Below are 21,383 nucleotides of genomic sequence, written 5' to 3'. Positions count from 1 at the left end.
GCGCTTCCGCCCGTCTAGTGCATTGATGAACCGATTCCGCGAAGACTGCCATGCCTGATTTCACTTATGAAGCATTAGCCCGGACCGGCAGTAAGGCTACAGGAATTGTGACAGCCAACAGCGAGCGGGAAGTGGCTGCAATTCTGGATAGCCGGGGTCTATTTCCCCTGCGCATCGCTCTGGCCAAAACTCAAGCGACTGGTCCGGGGAGTACGGGCGGGCTTTGGGCACGGCGGGTCAAAGGGCGGCAACTGGCGGCCTTCTATTCTCAAATGGCGGACCTCCTCCGTTCCGGCGTGCCGCTGCTCCGCTCCCTAGAGCTATTGGAAAAGCAGAGCACCAATCCCACGCTCCAGGCTGTGATCCGGGATGTGCGCAGCCGGGTAGCCGATGGCACAGGACTGGCGCAAGCTATGGCCTTTCACCCCCGTGTCTTCAGCGAGTTGGTCGTGGGTATGGTCCGGGCTGGCCAAGAGGGTGGTTTCCTAGAGGACGTCCTCAAGCGCATCGCCAATTTCGTGGAACATCAGGAGGATCTCAAAGCCAAAGTCGTCGGCGCGCTGGCCTATCCGGTGTTCCTGGCGGTCGCCGGCTTTGCTGTCCTCAACATCCTGGTCATCTTCTTCGTTCCCAAGTTCGCGAAAATTTTTGAAAAGCTCGAAGAAAAAGGGGAACTCCCCACTTTGACGGTGTATTTGATGGCCTTCAGTCATTTCCTGCAAAATTACTGGTGGCTCGTGCTCGGCGTGGCGCTGACCGCTTTAGTGCTATTCCGCCGTTGGGCCAAGACAGAAAATGGGCGCCTGATCGTGGACCGTCTCAAAGTCCGCCTGCCACTTTTCGGACCGATCTTTCTTTCTCTCGCGCTGTCCCGCTTCTGCCGGATTCTGGGAACGCTGCTGCACAACGGTATTCCGATTCTCAAAGCCTTGAACATTGCTAAGGACTCGACGGGCAACCGCGTGTTGGCTCAAGCGATCGAAAAAAGCGCGGAAAACGTCACTGCAGGCCAAAAACTAGCCGATCCTCTGCGGCGCTGCGGTTATTTTCCCCCCGATGTCGTCGAAATGATTACCATCGCTGAGGAATCCAACAGCCTAGAAACGGTGCTCGTGGATATTGCCGATGGTTTGGAAAAGCGCACCAGCCGCAATCTGGAATTGATGGTCAAATTGCTTGAACCAATCATGCTCTTGGTCATGGCCGGGGTAACGTTGCTCATCGTCATGGGTCTGCTTCTGCCGGTCTTCAAGATGGGCAGCACGGTGGGCTGAAAAATCGCAGTAGGGAACTATCGTCGGCTCCCTCCCCTTACCAAGCTGACCAGACACTTGGGTTGGCCGGAATCCAAGACCGCTGTTCGCTCCCTTCGCCTGCAATTCTCATAATTGATTAAACCCCTGACCGCTATAACGGGTATGTAAGGATGAGGTTCAAGCCGGCTGTGGTCTACTTCCGCTTCCAAGCGGTGGTACCACGGAATTGGCAACGTTCCGTCTGACAGGAGACCCCAATCATGGTGCTACGCACGGTGACGCGAGACATCACGAATCGAAGACACCACCTTCGCGGAGCTTTCACACTTTTGGAAGTACTTATCGTGGTGGCCATTCTGGTGATTCTGGCCTCGGCCGCCAGCATTGCCCTCTTCCGCTATCTTGAGGAGGCGAAAGAGGGGCGTGCTCAAAACGACATGCGGGCGATCGAACAAGCGCTCAAGACGTACTATCTCAAGCATGGCGAGTGGCCGCCGGAAGGGGAGCAGGGACTTGCCCTCATCGCCCCCTATCTGGAACAGGGAACGCAAGGCCTGATTTCCCCTTGGGGCACACGGTATTACTGGCAACTGGTTCGAACGACAGATGAAGTGGAGGGGAATTACAAGGAGCGGCCCGTGGTCTTCTGTCCCCAGCACAACATAAACAAACCGCCGCTCCAATGGCCGCTGCGCTAAAACGAGTGTTATTCACACCGAGGGAAAACGTCCGGGAAAACGACCTCGGAAAATGTGCCAGCCAAGGCTGCGCGGTTCCTTCGCCTGACCGTATCTGCTCGTGCCGGAAGAAAAACTATGGTAATCCCTCGCAAGGGTTACACTCTCCTGGAGTTGCTGGTCGTACTGGCTGTCATTCTCATCCTGGGAATGGCAGTTACACTGACGCTGGAGGGGAATTACGCCAACACCCGTCAGAAGGCAGCCGCCGATTTGGTTCGAGCACGCATTGCGGATGCACGTGCCAAGGCCATGGAACGGGGGCAGTGGTATCGTGTGGCTGTTTCCAGTGACGGCAGCCGTCTACGTGTCGCGCCGGACGGGACGGAGTTTGCCGCTTTGCCAGCAGATGATCCCCCCGCCTTCAACGCCAGCGTCACCGAGGACCGACTGGACAAAGCCACCGTCCATGTCCTAACGGACGGGGACTCCGAAGTCGTGCAGGAGGGAGATTGGATCACCATCGCCACGCTCAAGCCGGACGGCACCTGCAAGGAAGATCAGGTGCTCGTTGAGGTACGTGAAGGGAATCAGTCCCCCATTTATGTACGGATACGCGGGATTACCGGCACAGCAGCGGTGGTGCGGACTCCGCCGGGTGCTGCTGCTGGCGGGGGGCGGCCATGAAGTCCGCAGCCACGAGAACCTGTGAAATCTTGCAACCTCGTCTCAGGGGGAGGAAACGAGCTGGCCTGTCCTTGATTGAAGTGCTTCTGGCCCTGGCCATCTTCCTCACCGCCCTAGTGGCGATCGCCCGCTTGGTGGACATGGGAGCCGATCTGGAGCTGGAAGCACGCCACCAGAGCCGCGGAACACGATTAGCCCAGGCCAAACTGGCCGAAGTCGAATGCGGAGCGATCCCCCTGGAAAGCAGCAGCGGCACCTTTGACGGAGACGATGCCAACTGGAGCTGGACCCTAACCGTCCAGAACTATGACATCCCGAATCTGTATCTGGTCAGTGTGAGTGTCAGCCGAGAGGTCAAGGGACAAACCGTCACGATCACCCTGAGTCAATTGATGCTGGACCCCAGCGTGTGGGGAACGGCGGGTGAAGCCACGCGACCCGATCCCGCCAGCGGTTCCTCGATGGGAGGTGGTTCATGAGACAGTTTGCCATCGTGCCGGCCCATTCTTACCCGCTTGTGCCCCTCCCCTTCTCAGGCGAAAACTGGCGTTTGCTCGCTCGGAGAATTGGCGCGGTTCCCGTCCCCAGGAAGCAACGGTGTGCTTACACCTTGCTGGAATTGCTCGTAGCGACTCTTATCGGCTCGTTCCTTCTCGGCGGCTTGTACTTGGCTTTCCACATGACGCTGGCTCAAACCCAGATCAGCCGGGAAATGGCTCAGACGGAAGACCTGGCACGCGGGGTGTTCAACCGCATTGCCTTGGATTTGGCGCAGACGCTTGGACCCTTGCCGCCCAAAGCTCTCAGTAGCGCCAGCGGAACTAGCCTCAGTAGTGGCGGAACCAGCGGGACAACCGACGGCAGCGGCACCACCGGAGATACCAGCGGCAGCACCGATACAGGCGGCGGGGACTCGAACACCGGGATGGTGGACCCCACCATGACGGGTACGACCACGTCTTCCGCGCCTGCGCCGACCCTGCCGTTCCACGCCGGCATCTACGGTTACGATGATGATCCCCCCCGCCTCGTGATTTTTGCCAGCCAAGTTCCCCCATCGCTGAGCACACCGGGCGTGCTTCTTGGCACCGCCGTGGCGGAAAGTCAGCAATCCTCCGATCTACGGCGCATCGTGTACTGGCGCAGCGCCACGGGAGGATTGTGTCGGGAGGAGCGGCCGTGGGTCACCGCAGATCAGATCGGGAATTCGACCTACCCGAACCGGGAAAACGAAGAGGCCGCTCTTGTGGCCGACCATATCGTGGACGTTCAGTTCGAATACTACGACGGCACCGCCTGGAGCACCACGTGGGATGGTTCCGGCATGAGCGCCACGGGAAGCGGCATCGCTGGTCCACCACGGGCGGTACGAGTCACCCTGACCTTTGAATTGACGGACCCCCAGCGTCCCCAGGAGCCAATCTACCGCACTGTCAGCCAAATCATTCCGATCCGGACAGCCCCTGGCCACGCCACTGTGTCATTGATCGATCCTGTCGTACCTTCAGGAGTCGAGTCAAAACCGGATGATGGCAGCGGTGGCGATACCACAGGAACAGAAACCAGCGGTGGCACTGGCGGTACTGGAGGTACTGGCAAAAGCGGAGGCAGCAATATCGGCGGAGGGAAAGGCGGTGTCGGCGGCTCTGGCGGTGGAAGCGGCGGAGGACGAAGCGGCATAGGTGGAGGGAAAGGCGGCGTCGGTGGCTCCGGCGGTGGAAGCGGCGGAGGAGCGGGAGGAAGAGGGAGCATCGGAGGCGGCGGAGGGGGCATTGGAGGAGGGGGAGCAGGCGGGATGGGCGGGGGTTCAGGAGGTGGAATCAGCGGCGGACGCGGCGGCTTCGGCGGAGGTGGACGATGACACCTCATCCCTTAGGAAACCAAGGTCGGCTGCGCGGGATCGGCCGCGATCCGCGACCGGGATACGTTCTGATCGCGGTGCTCATAGTGATCCTGGTGTTATCTCTCGTCGCCTACCGCTTCAGCGATGCGATGGTGTCCGAATTGCGAGCCGGGGTGCGCAGTGCGGATTATGCTCAAGTACGTGCCGCTGCCGCCTCTGGCGTTCACTACGCAGCAGCGTTATTGGCCGACCCCGAGTTGCTGGCTCTCGATGTAGGCAACCCCTATGACAATCCCGCCTACTTCCAGGATATTCCCGTCCCGCTCGATCCCACCAACCCTAGCGGTAAACAAGCTTACTTTTCCATCATCCATGTGGCTCCGCTAACGGGAGGGGGGTATCAACAGCGCTTCGGACTGGCAGATGAAGGAGGTAAAATCAACATCAATGCTCTAATTGCGCTCGATCCCACCGGTGAGACGCTCTACAACGCGTTGCTCAAGCTGCCCAACATGACGCCAGAGATTGCGGACGCCATCGTAGACTGGGTGGACAGCAACGAAGACACCCGCCCCAATGGTGCCGAGAGTGCTTACTACCGCGGCCTGGCCCAGCCTTACTCGGCCAAAAACGGCCCCCTCAATACTCTCGATGAACTGCTTCTGGTCAAAGGTGTCACACCCCAATTGCTCTACGGCACCGACCGCAACCGCAACGGTATCGATGACGAAAATGCCGGGTGGGTGGATCGGGGCTGGAGCGACTACCTGACTGTCTATGGCCGCGAAGTCAATGTCGATTCCTCCGGGATTCTCCGCATTTGGATTAACGGGGACGACATCGTCGGCATCTATCAAGCCCTGCTCAATTCCGGCCTCGACGCAGACATGGCCGCCTACATTGTCGCTGTCAAAATCTTCGGATCGAATAACCTGCTCCGCGTCACAGACGACGGCCAAATTCAGTCCCAAAACAAAGGGATGGGCAGGGGAATGGGAATGGGTAAACAACAACAGGAAGTGTACGTACCGGTCGGCGCTGAGGACTTGATCTCTGCGGTCGAAGCCCGTTTGGCCACAATTGCCACCAGTGGGCGGGCGATCAATTCGGTCCTGGACTTGATCAATACGGGTATCGTCTTGCAGCGCAACAGCCGCTCGAATCCTCCTCAATCCCTCGTCTATTTCTCGCCCCTGAACGATCCGGCCCGCCGGGCTGAGTTACTCCCCGTTCTTCTCGACAAGATTTCAACGCGCGAAGCGGTGGAGATGATCCCACGTCTCAATGTCAACACTGCTTCACGGGAAGCCCTACTAGGATTACCCGGCCTGACGGAAACCGACGTGGATAACATCTTGGCCGTGCGCGACAACATCGTGCCTTTTTCTTTGGAAGCGATGACGGGGGCTTGGCTCCTGACCGAAGCCGGCTTGTCGGTGAGCAAATTCCGGAATCTGGAACGACTCATTACCGGCACCAGTATGGTGTACAGGGTCGAGGTCGTTGGCTACTTCGCCGAGGGCGGTCCCACCGCACGGGTGGAAGCCGTCATTGACAGCAATCTCGGCGCCCCCCGGATTCTCTACTTCCGCGACTTGGGCGATTTGGACCAACCCCGCGCTTATTCCCCCCAGCGGAGCATTAATCCTTAGTGATGGTACCTGTCGATATGAATGCGATCATGACCCTGACCCATTACCCGGTCCATTCCCCCCCTGCACTGCCGCGTCAGCGAATGCTGTCCTCTGGACACAGTCTATCCCTTACACACAATCGCTATAGTTGTGTTCCCTGGCATCTTTGTTTCCTCCAAACATCTTGGGCGAAGAAAAAACATGCTCAGGGCATCTCCCGCCCTATTGTGCCACGGGTAAGAATCACCCTAAGGGCTGGAGTCGTGCCTCGCCGGCGTGCAAAGGGGAGTCTGGAATCCGACCGTTGGAGCTTACATACGTGCGAAAGGGAAGGTGACAAAACTTGTGAACGATCCCACAACATGGAAACCAGCCCCCGAACCTATAACAGGAACGCCTGACGTGTAAATAATGGATTGACACCAATCACCCTTTTGCGAGAGACCTTGACCGTGGCTCGTTATCTTGCACTCGATTTGACGCCAGATGGGATTCTGTTGGCAGCGGGAAGCGTTAGCCGACTTGGGCAAGTCCGCGTTGATCAAGTGCTCACGTGGACCGAAGCGGAGGGTACTCCCCCTCCCCCCTTGACACTTGACACCGCTACGGCCCTTGGAGAGCAACTCCGTCAAAGGCTCAAGGACGCGGGGATCGCTCCCGCTCCTGTATTGGTGGCAGTCGGCCGGGGACGGGTCATCCTCAAAGAGCTGCGCTATCCCGCCGTCCCGCCCACTGACGAACCCAACGTGGTCAAATATCAAGCCATCCGCGAGCTGTCGGAATCTCCCGACGATGTGGTAATCGACTACACGCCGCTGTCCAATGGCGTCCCCGAAGGTGAACGGCGAAGCATGGCAGTGATCCTTCGTAAGGACCTGCTCAGCGCCATTCAGAAGATGTGTTCGGCAGCGGGTCTAAAACTGCTTGCCGTCACGCCACGGCCTTATGCCGTAGCGGCAGAATTGGGACGTGCCCAGGCCAACGGCTTGGCTCCTCAGCCGGAAACTCCAGGCGCTGCCGTTGCGACCTTGCTCCTCAGCCCCGTCGGGGGGGAGTTTACAGTAGTCCGCAATGGGGAAGTCCAGTTCACCCGGGACCTACCCGCCCCCGTCTTCGCCTCCGAAAGCACTTTGCTTGCAGAAGTTCGTCGAAATCTGACCCTCTACACTAGCGTAGGCTCTCAATATCCCCTAGGTGCCTTGCATGTCTACGAAGCGGATGGCCGATACGCTCCTCGCCTGCGCGCCGCCCTGCCTCTACCCGTGCATGCCCATGATCCCCTACAGGGATTCGTGCTCGAATTGCATCAAAGTCTGCGGGGCCGCTGCGCCGCCTTGGTCGGCTTACTCGTGGCCCAGGCTTCCCGTTCCCTCGCCATCAATTTCGTCCAGCCGCGCCAACCGCAATCAAGCCGCGATCCCTACAAAGTCCGCCTCGTTGCTGTGGCCAGCCTCGCTGCTCTGCTCCTCTTCCTCGGTGGTGTCTTCGGTTACTGGAAGGTCCACGATGCCGAGCGAGAAATCGTCCAGCTTCAACGTCGTAAACAGGACCTGGAAAACGAAGTCAAACTGTTGGAACCGGATGCCAAGCGCCTGGACGCCGTCCGAAAATGGCAGGCCCGCGGCGTGAACTGGCTCGACGAGCTTTACGACTGGAGCGATCGCTTCCCCCACGGTAAAGGAGTTCATGCCACCCAATTCCTAGCCAGCGCCATTCCCCCAGATAGCAAAACGGGAAAACAACCGCACCAGGCCAAAGTGGAATTGAAATTCAAGGCCCCGGACAACCAGGCCGCCACTCACCTCTACAGCGAGTTGCATTACGGTGAAGCCAAATACTATGCCGGTGTCCGCCAGACGACGATAGCCCCCAACTCCGACTACGCGATTTCGGCTAACGTCAATGCCCGGCCCCCACAGGAGTACACCCGCGCCCCCGAAAAGTTTACACCCCCTGATCGCCGGGGCTATCCCCCCTCCCCTTCCACCAAGGACGGGAAAGAAGGTAAGGGGAAAAACCGCTAGGCGATCCTAACTCAATGTTGGACTGAGGAACAAACCGCGAATTGACCACAATGCCGTAATTCGCCAAACATGGAGAACAGACACACAATCCCCCCAGCAGCGATGGAGTTCCAGCAAATCGGGATGAAGACACCCCCGATGGCCGTCCTCTGGATCCCTCTCTGCAGGGAGTAACACAGAAACCGAGGATTTACCTCCCTACGACCCACAGGCGATGCTTCCATGACTCCCCGTGAATTCCGTTCCGCTTTGGCTCTGATAGGACTGATCAGCGCCGCGATTGCCGGCGTCGGTGGCTACTTTTTCATCTATACGCCGTTGCAGAACACGGCTCAAATGCGCCGCATGCTCGAAAAAGACATCGACGATCTCGAATTGCAACTGATGCAAATGATCAAAGACCGGCCCGCCGTCGCACTGATCCAACGGCAAAGTCTGCCCCCTGACGATACCATTGCCCAAGCCCAGTATTCCCAATTGCTGGAACGCCTCCTCTTGCAGTCGGGCATTCGCGATTTCAAATTCTCATCCGTCGGCATCGTCCAGGCGCGCCCCCCCATCATCCCCGATATCGCTCCCAAACGCCCCGCCTATAAACAGCACCGGTTCGTCATCAGCATGGAAAACATCAACATTTGGCAATTGGTGGATTTCCTCTACGCGTACTACCAGCTTGATCTGTTGCACCAGATCAGCACTCTCAAGATCGAAAGGAATGAGCGAGACCCCAGCCGCAATGGCTTGAAGGTGACTCTGACCAGTGATGCCATCGCCGTAGATGGTGTCAAGGCACGGACATCACTTTTCCCTGTGACGAATGTGGTCGCTGCGGTAGCTAGCAATCTCGGCCCGCAACTACTCCAAAAGAACCCGGAACAAACCCGCTTGCTACAGTGGATCCGTGCCGAACCCGTCCTCGCCTCCCCGCCGAGGAATTACACCTATATTGTGCAGCGGGACATCTTCTATGGCATCTTGCCGCCTTATGTACCGCGAAAACCGGTGCCTTTCGCCATCGGACCGTTACCAGACGTCACCATGCGGCGGGATGGCAAGCCCTACGTGGTCCGAATCCGGTTGAGTGGGGATGGGTCCGAAGAGGCGGAGATTTCCGTCAGCGTCACCGGCTCGCTCATTCCAGAAGATGCTCTCCAAGTGGATGCCGAGAACTGGACCATTACGTTGCCCCCTGTGGGGGAAGACACACCGGACTCTGCAACTTCCACAGTCACCGTCACCGCCGTCTCTTCCGAAGGGGTCGAGGTCAAGAAATCTTTCCGCGTGAGCGTGGAAGCCCCGGTTACTCCGCCTCCACCTCCGAAGCCGGAGATTGCCTGGCTTATCACGCTGCCGATTGTTTCCACTGCTTCAGATGGTACCGCCCAGGCCATCATTAAGGATCACTTTAATAACTTCCGCTATCTGATCAGCGCTACAAATACCACCATCACGGTGCGTAAGGAGATTCCTTGGACTGCCAAATCAATGAAGGAGGACGCCAACTATCGGCGGACCCATCCGCCGGGCTACCTCGTCATCTCGGATGAGGGGACATCTGCTACTCAACGGACATTCCGGGTCATTGCCATCGACGAAAACGGGATCATTCTCTGCGAGCCGAACCCCCCGGCGAAGGTTGGCAACGAGCGCAACGGAGGCGCATGGGGTGGCCGGCCCGGTTTCGGCGGCGGACGTGCGGGCGCACGCCAAGGACCTGCGGACCCTCTGGCTGCCCTCACCGGCAACCCCGCCACCCTGATTCCTCGTCCGGCCTACTACCGCTGGGAGCACGGCAAGTCCCTGCAAGAGGCCCTGGACAAAGGCCGACTGAAAGCCGAAGAAATCGATCACATCCTCCGCCGTATTGCAGCTTCCGGTACCGTAGTCCTCCATCGCCTGCGGGAGGATCAGCAGTAGGAAAATCACCCATCTCCCTGTTTTCTCATCAGCTTCTCACCATGACCCCTAGGGGAGGCAGTACAATGCAGACTAGGGGGATGTCTATCCAAAGGCCGGCAAGCCCAAAAGCTGCACAAGACACAGTCAGATAGGAAGACCGTGTAAGATAGAGTCAACCGCCCAGCGGCAGGCAGCCAACCCTCAGCACCGCTGTAACGTCAAGCGAATCCGAGGGAAGAAATAACACGGAGGATCAGAAAACGAGGGGGATTAAAAATTGCCGGGCAGCGGCAAAATGCCGTTGCCTGCATCCCAAGCAGACGTTATCCCTCCGCCACGGGCTGCCTGGAATAAGGCAGTGGTCGTGCAACGGGGGAACTGAGACTTCGGGATAGTGACAAAGATCTCGTGCAACTTCGCGCCGGGGTTGCGCTGACCCGTTCCAGCAGTCCAGCGATCTTGGGGGGAAGAAACCATGCCGTCACGCCTGAGCGTTACAGGAGCGTATCATGGGCGTGCTCCGTTCCTTGGCATCAGCCACTTTCTGAGCGGGTGGATGTTGGCGATTGGCAGCCTGATGTTCGCGGCCAATCTTGCAGCCCAAACTTCGCCTCCCGTCGGTAAGCCGATGACTCCACCGGGAAAACCGGGTGAAGTGGGAAGCAAGGCTGCCAATGGGGGAACCAGTTCACCCTCAGATAAGACCCCTGATAAGCCGGCTGACAAAGACAAACCCGCCGATAAACCCTCTTTCTCAGGCAGCGAGCGTACCATTACGGTCAACTTCAAGAATGCTCATTGGGACGATGTGCTGGAATGGTTCGCCAAAGAAAGCGGTTTGACCCCGATTCTGACCGTGCGCCCCACGGGAAGCGTCACCTTACAACCTCCCAAGGATCGCAAGTTCACCATTGGCGAAGTGGTGGACTTGATCAATGAAGCCCTGATCCAGCAGCGCTTTATCCTCATCCGCCGCCAAATCAGCTTCTATATCCATCCCTCGGATGAGAAGATCGATGCTTCTTGGGTCCCTCGGATCGAATTGAATGAATTGCACACCCGTGGACGGACGGAACTGGTCCAAGTGATCATCCCCCTCAAGACTCTGTCCGTGGAGGAAACCGCTCCCGAAGTTCAGCGCCTGCTTTCTCCTTTCGGCATGGTTTCGAGCCTATCTAAGCTCAACGCCCTGGTGGTATTAGACACAGCGGGGAATATCAAGCGCATCCTGGAAACCCTACAGAAAGTGGAAACAGAGCTGTCCCAAGGAGACATCCTCACTCACGTCTGCAAGTACAAGCGGGCCCAGGAAGTCGCCGAGCATCTGAAGACCTTGCTGTCCGATAACGCTCAGGTTACCGTCGCGGGAACTACTCCGACGACTCCCCCCTACTACGATCCGCGCTACGGGAGTGGGGGTTTCGATCCGCGCTTCGGCGGCGGCTGGGGGGGATTCGATCCCCGCTTCGGCGGCGGCTTCGATCCACGTGGGGATCGCCGAGGTGGACCGGACCGCTCCTCCTTCGCCCCGGCTGCTGGGCGTGTCAAAACCGTGCAGATCGCTGTGGACACCAAGGCCAATTCGGTGACCATCACCGCTCCGCCCGAAAAGATTCAATTGGCGAAGAAGATCATCGAGGACTTCGACAAACCACGCGATCCCTTCCAACCCCCATTGGTCATTCGGGATCCGGAATTGCGGAAGTATCCTGTACCTCCGGGTACTGCTCAGGCGATCGCGCAGACCCTCCAAGCGGATCATCCCACCCTCCGCATCTACCCCTTGGCTCAAACGAATGAAGTGATCGTCTCCGCCACACCTGAAGAACATCTGATCATCATGGAGAAGATGCGGAGCCTAGTTCAGGGTGGTGAAACCACGGTGACGACGGAATTTATCCCTCTGACCATCTTGGACCCCACGACGACGGCGGCGACTGTCGCCAAGTTGTATCCCAGCACCGGTACCGCGGGGGGACCAACGGTCGAGGCCCATACCACCGGAGTCGCTCCGGGGCTGCTCGTCAAGGGAACTCCAGCGCAAATCAACGATGTCAAGAAAATCTTGGCGGACCTTGGCGAACGGCCGGGCGGACAACTCGATCCGCGCATCCGCTCTTTCACCCTGCCGGACGGCAGCGCTTCGATCTTGGCGGAACATCTAGCGAAGACGCTCCAGCAGTTGGGTAAACCGGCTATCGTGGTCGATCCCAACGCTCCCAATCCGCCGAGGAACCCCAGCCCTGCGCCCGTGCCCAGTCCGGGCGGTAATCCCTATCCAGGTCAACGGCAGAGCGGCAATGACGGCGGAGGGATCAACCCCCTCCAGGGAGTACCGGGGTTCTCCACAAAAGCAGCACCCCAACGCGAAGCCGCTTCCAACACTTCCGCCGGTGATTACCGCTATGTCCACACCCAAGTGGAGCCGAAAAAGGGCGAGACTCCACCGCCCAAAGGAACGAGTGGGAAACCGGTCATCATTCAGGTGGTCGGCAATCGCATCATCATCCAAAGCGAGGACACCGAGGCCTTGGACATCCTAACGGGCTTGATGCGAACTTACACGGTGGGAACTCCGCCCACGGAGAATTTGTTCAAGGTGATCAAGCTCAAGAATGTATCGGCGGAGGAGGCTGCCGCAGAGATCACGGAAATCTTCAACGGCCCGCAGCGGCGGCAACAGGGAGGTCCTGGTGGAGGGCGAGGCGGATTAGGCGGCCTGTTAGGCGGCGGAGGCGGTCCTCTGGGCCTACTCGGCGGCCTCTTCGGCGGCGGAGGCGGTGACTCCACCCCCGCGGGCACCAACCCAAATCGCATTCGCGTTGTAGCCATCAAAAGTTCCAACGCCTTGGTGGTCGTCAAAGCCAGCCCGGCGGACCTGTTGGCCATTGAAAGTCTTCTAGCCAACTACATCGACCGGGGAGCGGATGATGACGCTCTGGCTTTGAAAACCTGGATACTTCCCGTGAAAAACGCCGACGCCGCCGAAATGGCTACAATCATCCGAGATGTTTACCGCTCAGCGATGAGTTCGGGAGGCGGGCAACCCACAGCTCCCGTGATCTTCCCCTTCGCTCCTCTGCCGCAAGGGAATCAGCAAAACCAACGGCCCCCTGCCCTGACGGTCAGTGTCGATGACCGCACCAACAGCCTCATCCTGAATTGTTCCGAGCCGCTCTTCAAGGACATCAAGGCGTTGGTCGAGCAACTCGATCGAGCTTCCACGAGCACCACGGACGTAGCCCGACTTGTCCGGCTTGGGAATTTGGATCCCAATGTAGTCCAAGCGGCTGTGCTCGCCATCCAAGGGATCAATCCCCAGCAAAGCCGGCCTGGTTTCGGGGGCATGGGAGGCTTCGGCGGCGGACGGGGTCCAGGAGGGTTTGCCGGCGGTAGTTTTGGCGGCAGTCCCTTTGCCGGTGGCGGCTTCGGCGGTACTCCCTTCGGCGGAGGCTTCGGCGGTACCCCCTTTGGCGGAGGCTTCGGAGGAGGACGGGGACCTGGCCTCGGCGGCGGCTTCGGCGGAGGCTTCGGTGCTCCAGCGATGGGCGGCGGCTTCGGCGGAGGACGAGGCGGACTCGGCGGCGGAGGCTTCGGAGGAGGGGGAGGACGAGGCGGAGGCGGACGTGGCGGGCGCCAGGCTCTCGCCGATCCGCAGGAGGGACCCCGAAATTTTGACTCCTGGGGCATGGAGGCCCCGTCGGCCCTCAACACCAACACCCACGATCAACCATCCCGCACCACTTCGCCAGACTCTAACGCTCAACCCTCATCAGCCGCGAGCCATGCGTCCACTGCCTCCGGCTTTCCAGTTTACGATCCCCTCCTCGACGGCCCCCCCAAGACCCGGCAACGCGGTACGTTACAAGAGCGGCCTGCCTCAGCCCTTCACCACGCCGTTGCAACGGAACCAGCCTCCGCACCCCAAGGCGTGCAGGGGCCTAGCGGGATCCTCGCCGCCGGAGGAATGCAACCTCCACCGATGCAACCTCCATCCCCTCCCGGCCAGCCCGTACCACCCGCGCCTCTTCCTGGAGAGCTGGCACCCCGCGGCCCTGTGACTGTTGTTCCGCTGCCGGAACTTAATGCCATCATCCTGCGGGCGACCAACGCCACCGATCTGCAATTGGTCCTGGACTTGATTGAAACCTTGCGGGAAATTTCCCGCGACGCTCAACCGCGGTTGGAAGTCGTGCCGTTGGAGTATCAGGACTGCAATGCGGTGGCCAACTGGCTGACCACGCTATTCTCCCGTGTGTTGGTCGCTGGTCCCGGTGGTACTTATTTGGCCCAACAACCTGCCGCAGGAGTCGGTGGAGTAGCAGGATTGCCGGGCCTAGCCGGTTTGCAACCGCAACAGAACCGCGGCATCTATTTCCTAGCCTTGCCCCGATTCAACTCGATCCTGGTGGCTGCTCCGCAGGCCCGCTTCAATGACATTCTGCGGGAGATCCGCCGGATCGACCGACCGAATGCTGACACCGTCTTCCCTCGCGCTTTCCGTCTCAAGAAGGCTTCCGCTCAGATTGTGGCTCTGCAATTGCAACAGTTCTGGAACGCCCGCTTTCCCGGCGACCCCATCACACAAAACCAGTTCCGTGTCACCTTCGACATTCCCACTAATACCGTATATGTGCAAGGTCCGCGGGCGGACTTGGAGGATATCGAACGCCTCATTCAAGACCTGGACACCTCCGAGTCCCAGGCGATTCAGGAAGTGCGGGTCATTCGCATCCGCAACGGTATCGCTTCGGAAATTGCCCAAGTTCTCAGTAACGCGCTGAACGTCAATGTGGTCAACCCGCTGGTACAAGCGCAGTTCCAACAGCCGGTCGCACCCGCTGCTGGGGGCACAGCAGGTTTGACGACAGGTATTGGGGGAGTCGGGGGGCTTGGCGCCCTCGGAGGTTTGGGGGCGTTAGGAGGCTTGGGTGGTGCCGCAGGCGGGCTGGGGGTCGGAGGAGTCGGCGGAGCCGCCGGACTGGGCGGCCTGGGCGGCCTGGGCGGCCTGGGAGCCCAGCAACCCGGTGCGGGACTCGCTGCACTGCAGCCCGGCGGTGCCGCTCTCCAGCAGGAAGGAGCTTTGGTGCAAACCTTTGTCCCCACCGTGGGCACGGCGATCGGCGGCGGGCTGGTGACTAAAAGCCACACTCTGCGCTTGTACTCCAGCGTGGATGGCAAGCTGGTCGCTGAAAGCGGCCTGCTCAGCGATGTGCATCTTATTCCCTCCACACGAATCAACGCCATCATCGTTACGGCTCCAGCCAAGACGATGACTTTGATCGAAAAGTTGATCGAAGAGCTGGATACGGTCTCGGCGGCCCGATCGATCGTCAAGGTATTTCAGTTGAAGAAGGCCCAAGCCTCGCTGATGGCTAACCTGATCCGGCAGTTGTTCACGGGGCAGCAGCAAGTGGGCGTTGGAGGGCTAGGCGGCTTGGGCGGCATCGGTGCGGCAGGAGCGCTCCAAGCGGGCCAACCCCGCCCCTTGCTCACACCCACTGGAGAAGTGGCGGAAGGCGCCTTGCTCGTGGACCTGCGCCTCACCGTCGATGACCGCACCAATTCGCTGATCGTGGCCGGCTCGCGCACCGACATGGACCTCATCGAAGCTCTCATCGCTCGGCTCGAAGACACTGAGACTGAGGAGCGCTACTACGAGGTTTACAAGCTCAAGAACACCGCTGCTGCCGACGTGCAAAATGCGGTCAATCAGTTCATCGTGGACTCGCTCAACGTTCTGACGGCCACCACGCCCACCAGCGGCGGCAGTTTCCTGGACGCCTACCAACGCCTGCAACGCGACGTGGTTCTCGTCGCTGAACCTGTCTCCAACACGCTGCTGGTCAGCGCCACGCCGCGGCTGTTCAAGGATATCAAGCGGATCATCGAACGCTTGGATGCCCAGCCGCCCCAGGTCATGATCCAAGTCATGATCGCGGATGTGCAACTGAACAACGCAATGGAATTTGGAATCGAAGCCGGTTTGCAAAGCCCCGTGCTCTTCCAGCGCGGTCCGAGCACGCCGGGCTTCAACTTCAACACCACTGCTCCCCTCGGAACTGGCATTGCTGGACCGGGCATCGTGGGTTTCCAGGGACTGTCGAATTTGGGTGTTGGCCGGATTGGGTCCCAGTCGTTCGGCGGCTTCATCTTCACGGCCTCCAACCAGTCGCTAAACGTGGTGTTGCGAGCCTTGCAAGCCCAGGGCCGGGTGGAAATCTTGAGCCGGCCCCAAGTGCAAGTCATGGACAACCAGGTCGGCTTCATCCAGGTGGGCCAGGATTTTCCGGTGCCCACCAACGTCAACGTCACCGGCCTGACGACTCAGCAAGGCATCACCTATCGCCAAGTGGGCGTGGTCATGCGCGTGACCCCGCGCATTTCGCCGGACGGCAAAATTATCATGCGGATCGAGCCGCAGGTCTCCAGTGTCAGCCCGAACCTGATCAGTCTCGGCGGCGGCTTGCAGGCTCCAGCCTTCAACATTCAGACGGTCCAAACGACAGTCGTGGCTGCCGATGGCGAAACGATTGTGCTCGGCGGGCTGATCACCAAGCAGGACAGCCGCATCGAAAATGGTTTACCCTTCCTCAAGGACATCCCCTATGTGGGGGCTTTGTTCCGCTACCGGCAACATCAGGTTCAGCGGCGCGAAGTGCTCATCATCATGACGCCCCACATCGTCCGCAACGAAGCCGACCAGGCCCGCCTGCTGGCGGAGGAAGCGGCACGCATGAACTGGTGCGTTCAAGATATTGAGCGCATACATGGACATGGCACGGACATTATCGGTCCCGCTATGCAGGGGGCACGGGTGGTGCCGACAGCGCCAGAAAATCCCAGCCCTGCAAACCCCGCCCCAGGAACTCAACCTCTGCCTTCCCCGACACCGGTTCCCTCTCCGGCTCCCTCACCTTCCACTTCAACGACGCCCACTAAGCCCGCCACACCAACGATTCAGCCAGAGGCTCTGTTGCCGCCGCCGACGCCCCTCCCTGCCGTTCCCCAACTGCCGGGGCCGACTCTCGCAGTGCCTGTCACTGTGCCCACGATCACCACGGGTATGCCCCTTGGGAACGCCCCCCCAACGAATGCCTCTGCCCCCACTGCAATCCCTGCCACTCCGAGTTATCCCGCAAATAGCAATGGAGAAGTAGCAGCACCCCCACAGTCCAGAGTTATGCCGGTGCCCGGAAAACCGTATCAATTGGTGCTGCCTCCGGCGGTGGAGCCAGCCCCAGGAGCCGCCGCTGGGGCTGCACCGCCAACTGTATCTGCGGCAGAACCAGCACGACGCCGCCTCTTCGGGACCAAGGAGGGTCGCCTATGGAATCCGTTCGGCCACTGATCCGGTGGTGTGTTCTTCCTGCGTGGGTTGGGTTAGCCACAGGTTGTACCACCTTAGAGAGCTGGAAGACCAACGACCACCGGGTGCCCCCGATAGCGGCTCCAACGCCACCATCGGCTCCCATTCAACCCGCCGGCAATTTCTCGACAAGCCAAAGCGCGGGCAGCGCCTTAGACCCCACAGTCCCTACCACTCCTGTCCACAGGAGCAGCAAACCCTGGTCTGGCGTGAGTAAACTCTTGGGCCGAGAAAAAGCCCAGCCGGTGGCAGAGGTGGCTACCGCTTGGCGGAATAAGATCGAGTATCTGCCAAATCCCGCGGCCGGTGGTGCTATGCAACCCGGTCTCGCCGGCCAAGTGTTCCTTTACACCGCCGAGGCGAAACCGGCGGTTGCCAACGGGAACCTTATCGTGGACTTGATCGACGAAACTCCACGGCCTCCTGGAGTCCCTCCTCTGACGCCGGAACGATGGGAGTTCAAAAAGGATGTACTGAAAAACCTCCGAACCCTCGATGAACGCTTCGGAGAATGCTACGTGATCTTCCTCCCTTGGCCGACGTATCGTCCGGATGTGACCCATATCCGCCTGCGAGTGCGTTACGAACCGGAGGGGGGAGGCTTTCCGATTTATGCCCCGGAAACACGCCTGATCCTTGGGGCGGCGAGTGGAAGCATCTCGGATGTTGCCGCTGCTGGCCCCTATCAACCCCGACCGCAATCCCCGACAGGGCCGGGAATGGGGGTCTTTCGCTTCGGGGGAGAATCCACAGCACCACCGACTAACGCAAATCACTCACCGGTTTCTCGCTCTGCGCCCTCGCGTTGGCGCGTGCTGGAGATTACCCCACCCGCTCGCTCGACGCCAGCGGGCAATCCTACACCTTCTCCAGCAACTTCGCCTCCAGCAACATCACCTGCCTCCGTACCGGGAACTCCACTGGGAACCGCACCCTCCAGCTCAGCCCCAGAACCGCCTCCATCGATGCCTCCAGGACTTGAACCGGCAAGACCGGCCAACTCTCCGGCTGTTGCACCTTCTACCTCAAACGGAAGTCCTCTGCTGCCGCCTCCACCGTTAGTCCCTGGTCCGTTGCCAGAATGAAAACATTTCACCTTTCGAGGACACTACTTTCTCCCGCCATCTCCGGGCCACCGCACAAGTGGACTCGCCAGAGATAGGTTGCCTCCGACTGATTCTGCGAGGAGAAGGCGGAGATAACATCGTCGCTGAACAATCGCAGATCTACGCTTTCCGATCCAGCTCTCCATCCTCCCGGACCCCTATCGGGGGGAGCAACCACAAGACAATTGTCACCAGAGCACAACCGCAGCTCAATCCAGAGAGGACGGTTGTAACACCCCAAATCGCCGCTGCCTGACCGGCCAAAAGATGTCCTAGAGGCGCACTGGCACTAAGAGTCATGGCCCACAGAGCCATCAAGCGGCCACGGAACTCGGAGGGGGCTGCCAGTTGCAGCGTCGCCTGACCGGTAGACAGATAAAGAATTAGCCCAAACCCCACGGCTGCACAGGCGAGAACCGCGCCAGGAAAGGAAGAGATTTGCGTCAAGAGCGCTAGGCCCAGGGTTGTTGCCAAGGCACCGCCACGGAGAAAGAACCTCCGGCGAGCGGCCGTGCCGAAAGTGGCTGTGGTGAGCGCTCCGCTCAATGCCCCTGTTCCCAGTAGCGCGAGCAGTCCGCTGTAGGTCTGCTCTCCTCGACCCAAATGGTAGCGGGTATATGCCGGGAGCAGGGTCAGGAGCGGCCAACCAAAAATGCACAGCAAGAGGGTCAGAAACACCAGCAGGCCCAAACGAGGATGGTGCTGCAAATACCGCATTCCTTGCCACAAATCCTGGCTCTGCTTCGCTTCTGGACGGCGTTGCTGTTCCCCATCAATCACGATACCCTGCAATGCCACAAGCACAGCGACGAAACTGACCGCATTGAGGGTGAAACAAACGACAGCCGCCGTTTGCACCGCATCCCAACCCCAGGAGCCGATCCGAGCCACCCATTGCTCGGCCGCCAGAAAGATCAACGCCGCCAGTGCCGGACCTATGGCCCGCGCGCTGTTGAAAAGGAGAGCGTTCAGGCCCACAGCATTGATCAGGTCTTCCCGTGGCACTAATTCCGGCACGAATGCCAGGCGAGCGGGCAGGTCCACCGCTTGAATCACACCACTGAGGAGCATGAGCAGCAGGATTAGCGCCGGCCAGGTCCAGTGACAGGCTGTGAGAGCAGCCAGTAGAAGGGCGTGGCACAAAAAGGCGCTCTGTGTCCAGAAAACAACTCGCCGGCGGGGATAGCGATCCGCCAGGCTTCCTCCCCAGGCACCCAACAGGACTGTGGGACCGACTTGTGCTACCAGAATCCACGACGGCCAGCGGGGATCACCCGTGCGGTCGAAAAGGAACCACATCAGGGCCGCCGATTGCATCCAAGAACCAGCAAAGGATATGATCTGTCCAGCAAAGTAGCGACGGTAATTCCGGTGCCGCAGGGAACGAAAGGTTCTCGAATGCAGTATCTGCCACAATGCGCCGCTCCTGCCCGCTCTATTCCCTGGCGTTGTTCCTCGGCCCTCTTACTCCACGCCCCGATCGCGAGGATGTACGAAGTGGCGTCGCTCTGGACGCCTCTCCACCTCCGCTTATTCGGCCCGAACTGAGACAATCCAGCTACGCCCCACCCAATTCCGCCTCCAACTCCGAAGGCTCTCTTCTTGCCGCGTACTTTTATCGCCGCGTTTTGTCCACGTACTTCTTAGGCTCCGGTTCGCTGATCAGCTTGAGCAATTCCGCGATGATATCATCGCTGCTTTTGCCTTCGGCTTGGGCCTGGAAGTTGGCACTGACGCGGTGTCGCAACACAGGAATGGCCGCTTTGCGAATATCGTCGATAGCCACGCTCGGACGGCCGTCCATAGCAGCGAAGGCCTGGCCGGCTTGGGCCAGAAACAGGCCAGCACGCGGTCCCGCACCCCAGTCCACCAACCGGCGGATCATCTCCGGGGCAGACGGGTCTTTCGGGCGGGTCGCTCGCACCAGACGCACAATGTAGTCCACCACAAACTGCGGCACCTCGATGCGCTTGACCAGCTTCTGCCAGGCGATGATCCGCTCGGCACTCAGCACTTTAACCAACTCCGGCTTATCCCCGCGCGTGCTCAGTGATACGATCAACCGTTCCTCCTCTAGCGAGGGATATTCGACCTTGACATTGAACATGAACCGGTCCAATTGTGCCTCTGGAAGCGGATAGGTCCCCTCTTGTTCGATTGGATTCTGGGTAGCGATGACGAAAAAGGGGTCCGGCAGCTTCATAGTTTCCGAACCGGCGGTGACCTGCCGTTCCTGCATTGCCTCTAGAAGGGCCGCTTGTGTCTTGGGGGGCGTCCGATTGATCTCATCCGCCAGGACGATGTTGGCGAAGATCGGCCCCCGGACAAAGCGGAATTCCCGCTTTCCTTCGGGAGTTTCTTCCAGCACCATTGTCCCAGTAATGTCCGAGGGCATCAAATCGGGGGTGAATTGGATCCGCTTGAAGGTCACATTGAGGATTTGAGCTATCGAACTAACCAGTAGCGTCTTGGCCAAACCCGGGACGCCGACCAGCAGGCAGTGGCCGCGCGTGAAAATCGCCGCCAGGACCTGTTCAATGACTTCAGTCTGGCCGACGATGACGCGACGCAATTGCTCCATCATCGCCTGCCGGTCCGCTGCGAATTGGTTCAGATATTCTGTGAAGCGATCGGCCCCAGACACAGGACTACTCCCCACCCGGCCTGTGATCGGCTCAACGCCGCCAGGCTCGCTGGTTGAATACACATTCATCCCAGCTCCAGCGGCAGGGCCACCTCCATGACCTCGCCCGCGCCCCCCGCCTATTTTCCCCCATTGTATGCCCCGTGCACGAACCCGTCTTGACTATCATTCGCCACCGAATCATGGAAAAACCACGAAACGAATCCGACCTCTACATCCCCAGGAATCACAGGAATCTGGGATG

The 21,383-nt window shown here is 59.5% G+C and carries 12 protein-coding genes; 10 read left to right on the top strand and 2 right to left on the bottom strand.

Annotation, left to right across the window (positions count from 1 at the left end):
• The first annotated feature begins 50 nt into the window (after window positions 1–50).
• The 10 genes from H0921_RS04840 (at window position 51) to H0921_RS04795 (ending at window position 18,474) form a co-directional block, all read left to right on the top strand.
• A complete protein-coding gene (locus tag H0921_RS04840; protein WP_194536908.1) occupies window positions 51–1,274 on the top strand; it encodes a type II secretion system F family protein in 1,224 nt (407 codons plus the stop codon).
• Between the two features lie 242 nt (window positions 1,275–1,516).
• Entirely contained in the window at window positions 1,517–1,954 is a 438-nt protein-coding gene (locus tag H0921_RS04835; protein ID WP_194537148.1) for a type II secretion system protein, read from the top strand.
• 117 nt (window positions 1,955–2,071) lie between these two features.
• Window positions 2,072–2,620: a prepilin-type N-terminal cleavage/methylation domain-containing protein gene (locus H0921_RS04830; protein ID WP_194536907.1), complete on the top strand. Its 549-nt coding sequence runs from the start codon at window positions 2,072–2,074 to the stop codon at window positions 2,618–2,620.
• Window positions 2,617–3,099 (top strand): type IV pilus modification PilV family protein, encoded by a 483-nt coding sequence (locus H0921_RS04825; protein ID WP_228499004.1) that lies wholly within the window; start codon window positions 2,617–2,619, stop codon window positions 3,097–3,099. The genes H0921_RS04830 and H0921_RS04825 overlap by 4 nt, the downstream gene beginning before the upstream one ends.
• Entirely contained in the window at window positions 3,096–4,481 is a 1,386-nt protein-coding gene (locus tag H0921_RS04820) for a type II secretion system protein GspJ (protein WP_194536905.1), read from the top strand. The genes H0921_RS04825 and H0921_RS04820 overlap by 4 nt, the downstream gene beginning before the upstream one ends.
• Window positions 4,478–6,115 carry a type II secretion system protein GspK gene (locus tag H0921_RS04815; protein ID WP_194536904.1) on the top strand — a complete coding sequence of 546 codons (1,638 nt, stop codon included), beginning with the start codon at window positions 4,478–4,480 and terminating at the stop codon, window positions 6,113–6,115. The genes H0921_RS04820 and H0921_RS04815 overlap by 4 nt, the downstream gene beginning before the upstream one ends.
• Before the next feature lie 434 nt (window positions 6,116–6,549).
• Window positions 6,550–8,121: a type IV pilus biogenesis protein PilM gene (gene pilM, locus H0921_RS04810; protein WP_194536903.1), complete on the top strand. Its 1,572-nt coding sequence runs from the start codon at window positions 6,550–6,552 to the stop codon at window positions 8,119–8,121.
• A gap of 222 nt (window positions 8,122–8,343) precedes the next feature.
• Window positions 8,344–10,038 carry a hypothetical protein gene (locus H0921_RS04805; protein ID WP_194536902.1) on the top strand — a complete coding sequence of 565 codons (1,695 nt, stop codon included), beginning with the start codon at window positions 8,344–8,346 and terminating at the stop codon, window positions 10,036–10,038.
• Window positions 10,039–10,495: 457 nt separating this feature from the next.
• Window positions 10,496–17,371, top strand: coding sequence for a secretin N-terminal domain-containing protein (locus H0921_RS04800; protein WP_194536901.1), 6,876 nt, complete (start codon window positions 10,496–10,498; stop codon window positions 17,369–17,371).
• Entirely contained in the window at window positions 17,350–18,474 is a 1,125-nt protein-coding gene (locus H0921_RS04795; RefSeq protein ID WP_194536900.1) for a hypothetical protein, read from the top strand. The genes H0921_RS04800 and H0921_RS04795 overlap by 22 nt, the downstream gene beginning before the upstream one ends.
• Window positions 18,475–18,615: 141 nt before the next feature.
• On the opposite strand, the gene H0921_RS04790 is transcribed toward H0921_RS04795, so the two are convergent.
• Window positions 18,616–19,911 carry an MFS transporter gene (locus tag H0921_RS04790; RefSeq protein WP_194536899.1) on the bottom strand — a complete coding sequence of 432 codons (1,296 nt, stop codon included), beginning with the start codon at window positions 19,909–19,911 and terminating at the stop codon, window positions 18,616–18,618.
• Window positions 19,912–20,110: 199 nt separating this feature from the next.
• Window positions 20,111–21,208 carry an AAA family ATPase gene (locus H0921_RS04785; RefSeq protein ID WP_194536898.1) on the bottom strand — a complete coding sequence of 366 codons (1,098 nt, stop codon included), beginning with the start codon at window positions 21,206–21,208 and terminating at the stop codon, window positions 20,111–20,113.
• Window positions 21,209–21,383 lie beyond the last annotated feature (175 nt).

Origin of the sequence: Thermogemmata fonticola (assembly GCF_013694095.1) — a bacterium.
Taxonomy (GTDB): domain Bacteria; phylum Planctomycetota; class Planctomycetia; order Gemmatales; family Gemmataceae; genus Thermogemmata; species Thermogemmata fonticola.
Note: the sequence above shows the minus strand (reverse complement) of the source record. Positions and strands in the feature narration are given on the sequence as shown.

Excerpts from the sequence above, each read along its gene's own strand:
- H0921_RS04840 (WP_194536908.1), top strand. The coding sequence starts at position 51 with ATGCCTGATTTCACTTATGAAGCATTAGCCCGGACCGGCAGTAAGGCT.
- H0921_RS04835 (WP_194537148.1), top strand. The coding sequence starts at position 1,517 with ATGGTGCTACGCACGGTGACGCGAGACATCACGAATCGAAGACACCAC.
- H0921_RS04830 (WP_194536907.1), top strand. The coding sequence starts at position 2,072 with ATGGTAATCCCTCGCAAGGGTTACACTCTCCTGGAGTTGCTGGTCGTA.
- H0921_RS04825 (WP_228499004.1), top strand. The coding sequence starts at position 2,617 with ATGAAGTCCGCAGCCACGAGAACCTGTGAAATCTTGCAACCTCGTCTC.
- H0921_RS04820 (WP_194536905.1), top strand. The coding sequence starts at position 3,096 with ATGAGACAGTTTGCCATCGTGCCGGCCCATTCTTACCCGCTTGTGCCC.
- H0921_RS04815 (WP_194536904.1), top strand. The coding sequence starts at position 4,478 with ATGACACCTCATCCCTTAGGAAACCAAGGTCGGCTGCGCGGGATCGGC.
- H0921_RS04805 (WP_194536902.1), top strand. The coding sequence starts at position 8,344 with ATGACTCCCCGTGAATTCCGTTCCGCTTTGGCTCTGATAGGACTGATC.
- H0921_RS04800 (WP_194536901.1), top strand. The coding sequence starts at position 10,496 with ATGCCGTCACGCCTGAGCGTTACAGGAGCGTATCATGGGCGTGCTCCG.
- H0921_RS04795 (WP_194536900.1), top strand. The coding sequence starts at position 17,350 with ATGGAATCCGTTCGGCCACTGATCCGGTGGTGTGTTCTTCCTGCGTGG.
- H0921_RS04785 (WP_194536898.1), bottom strand. The coding sequence starts at position 21,208 with ATGAATGTGTATTCAACCAGCGAGCCTGGCGGCGTTGAGCCGATCACA.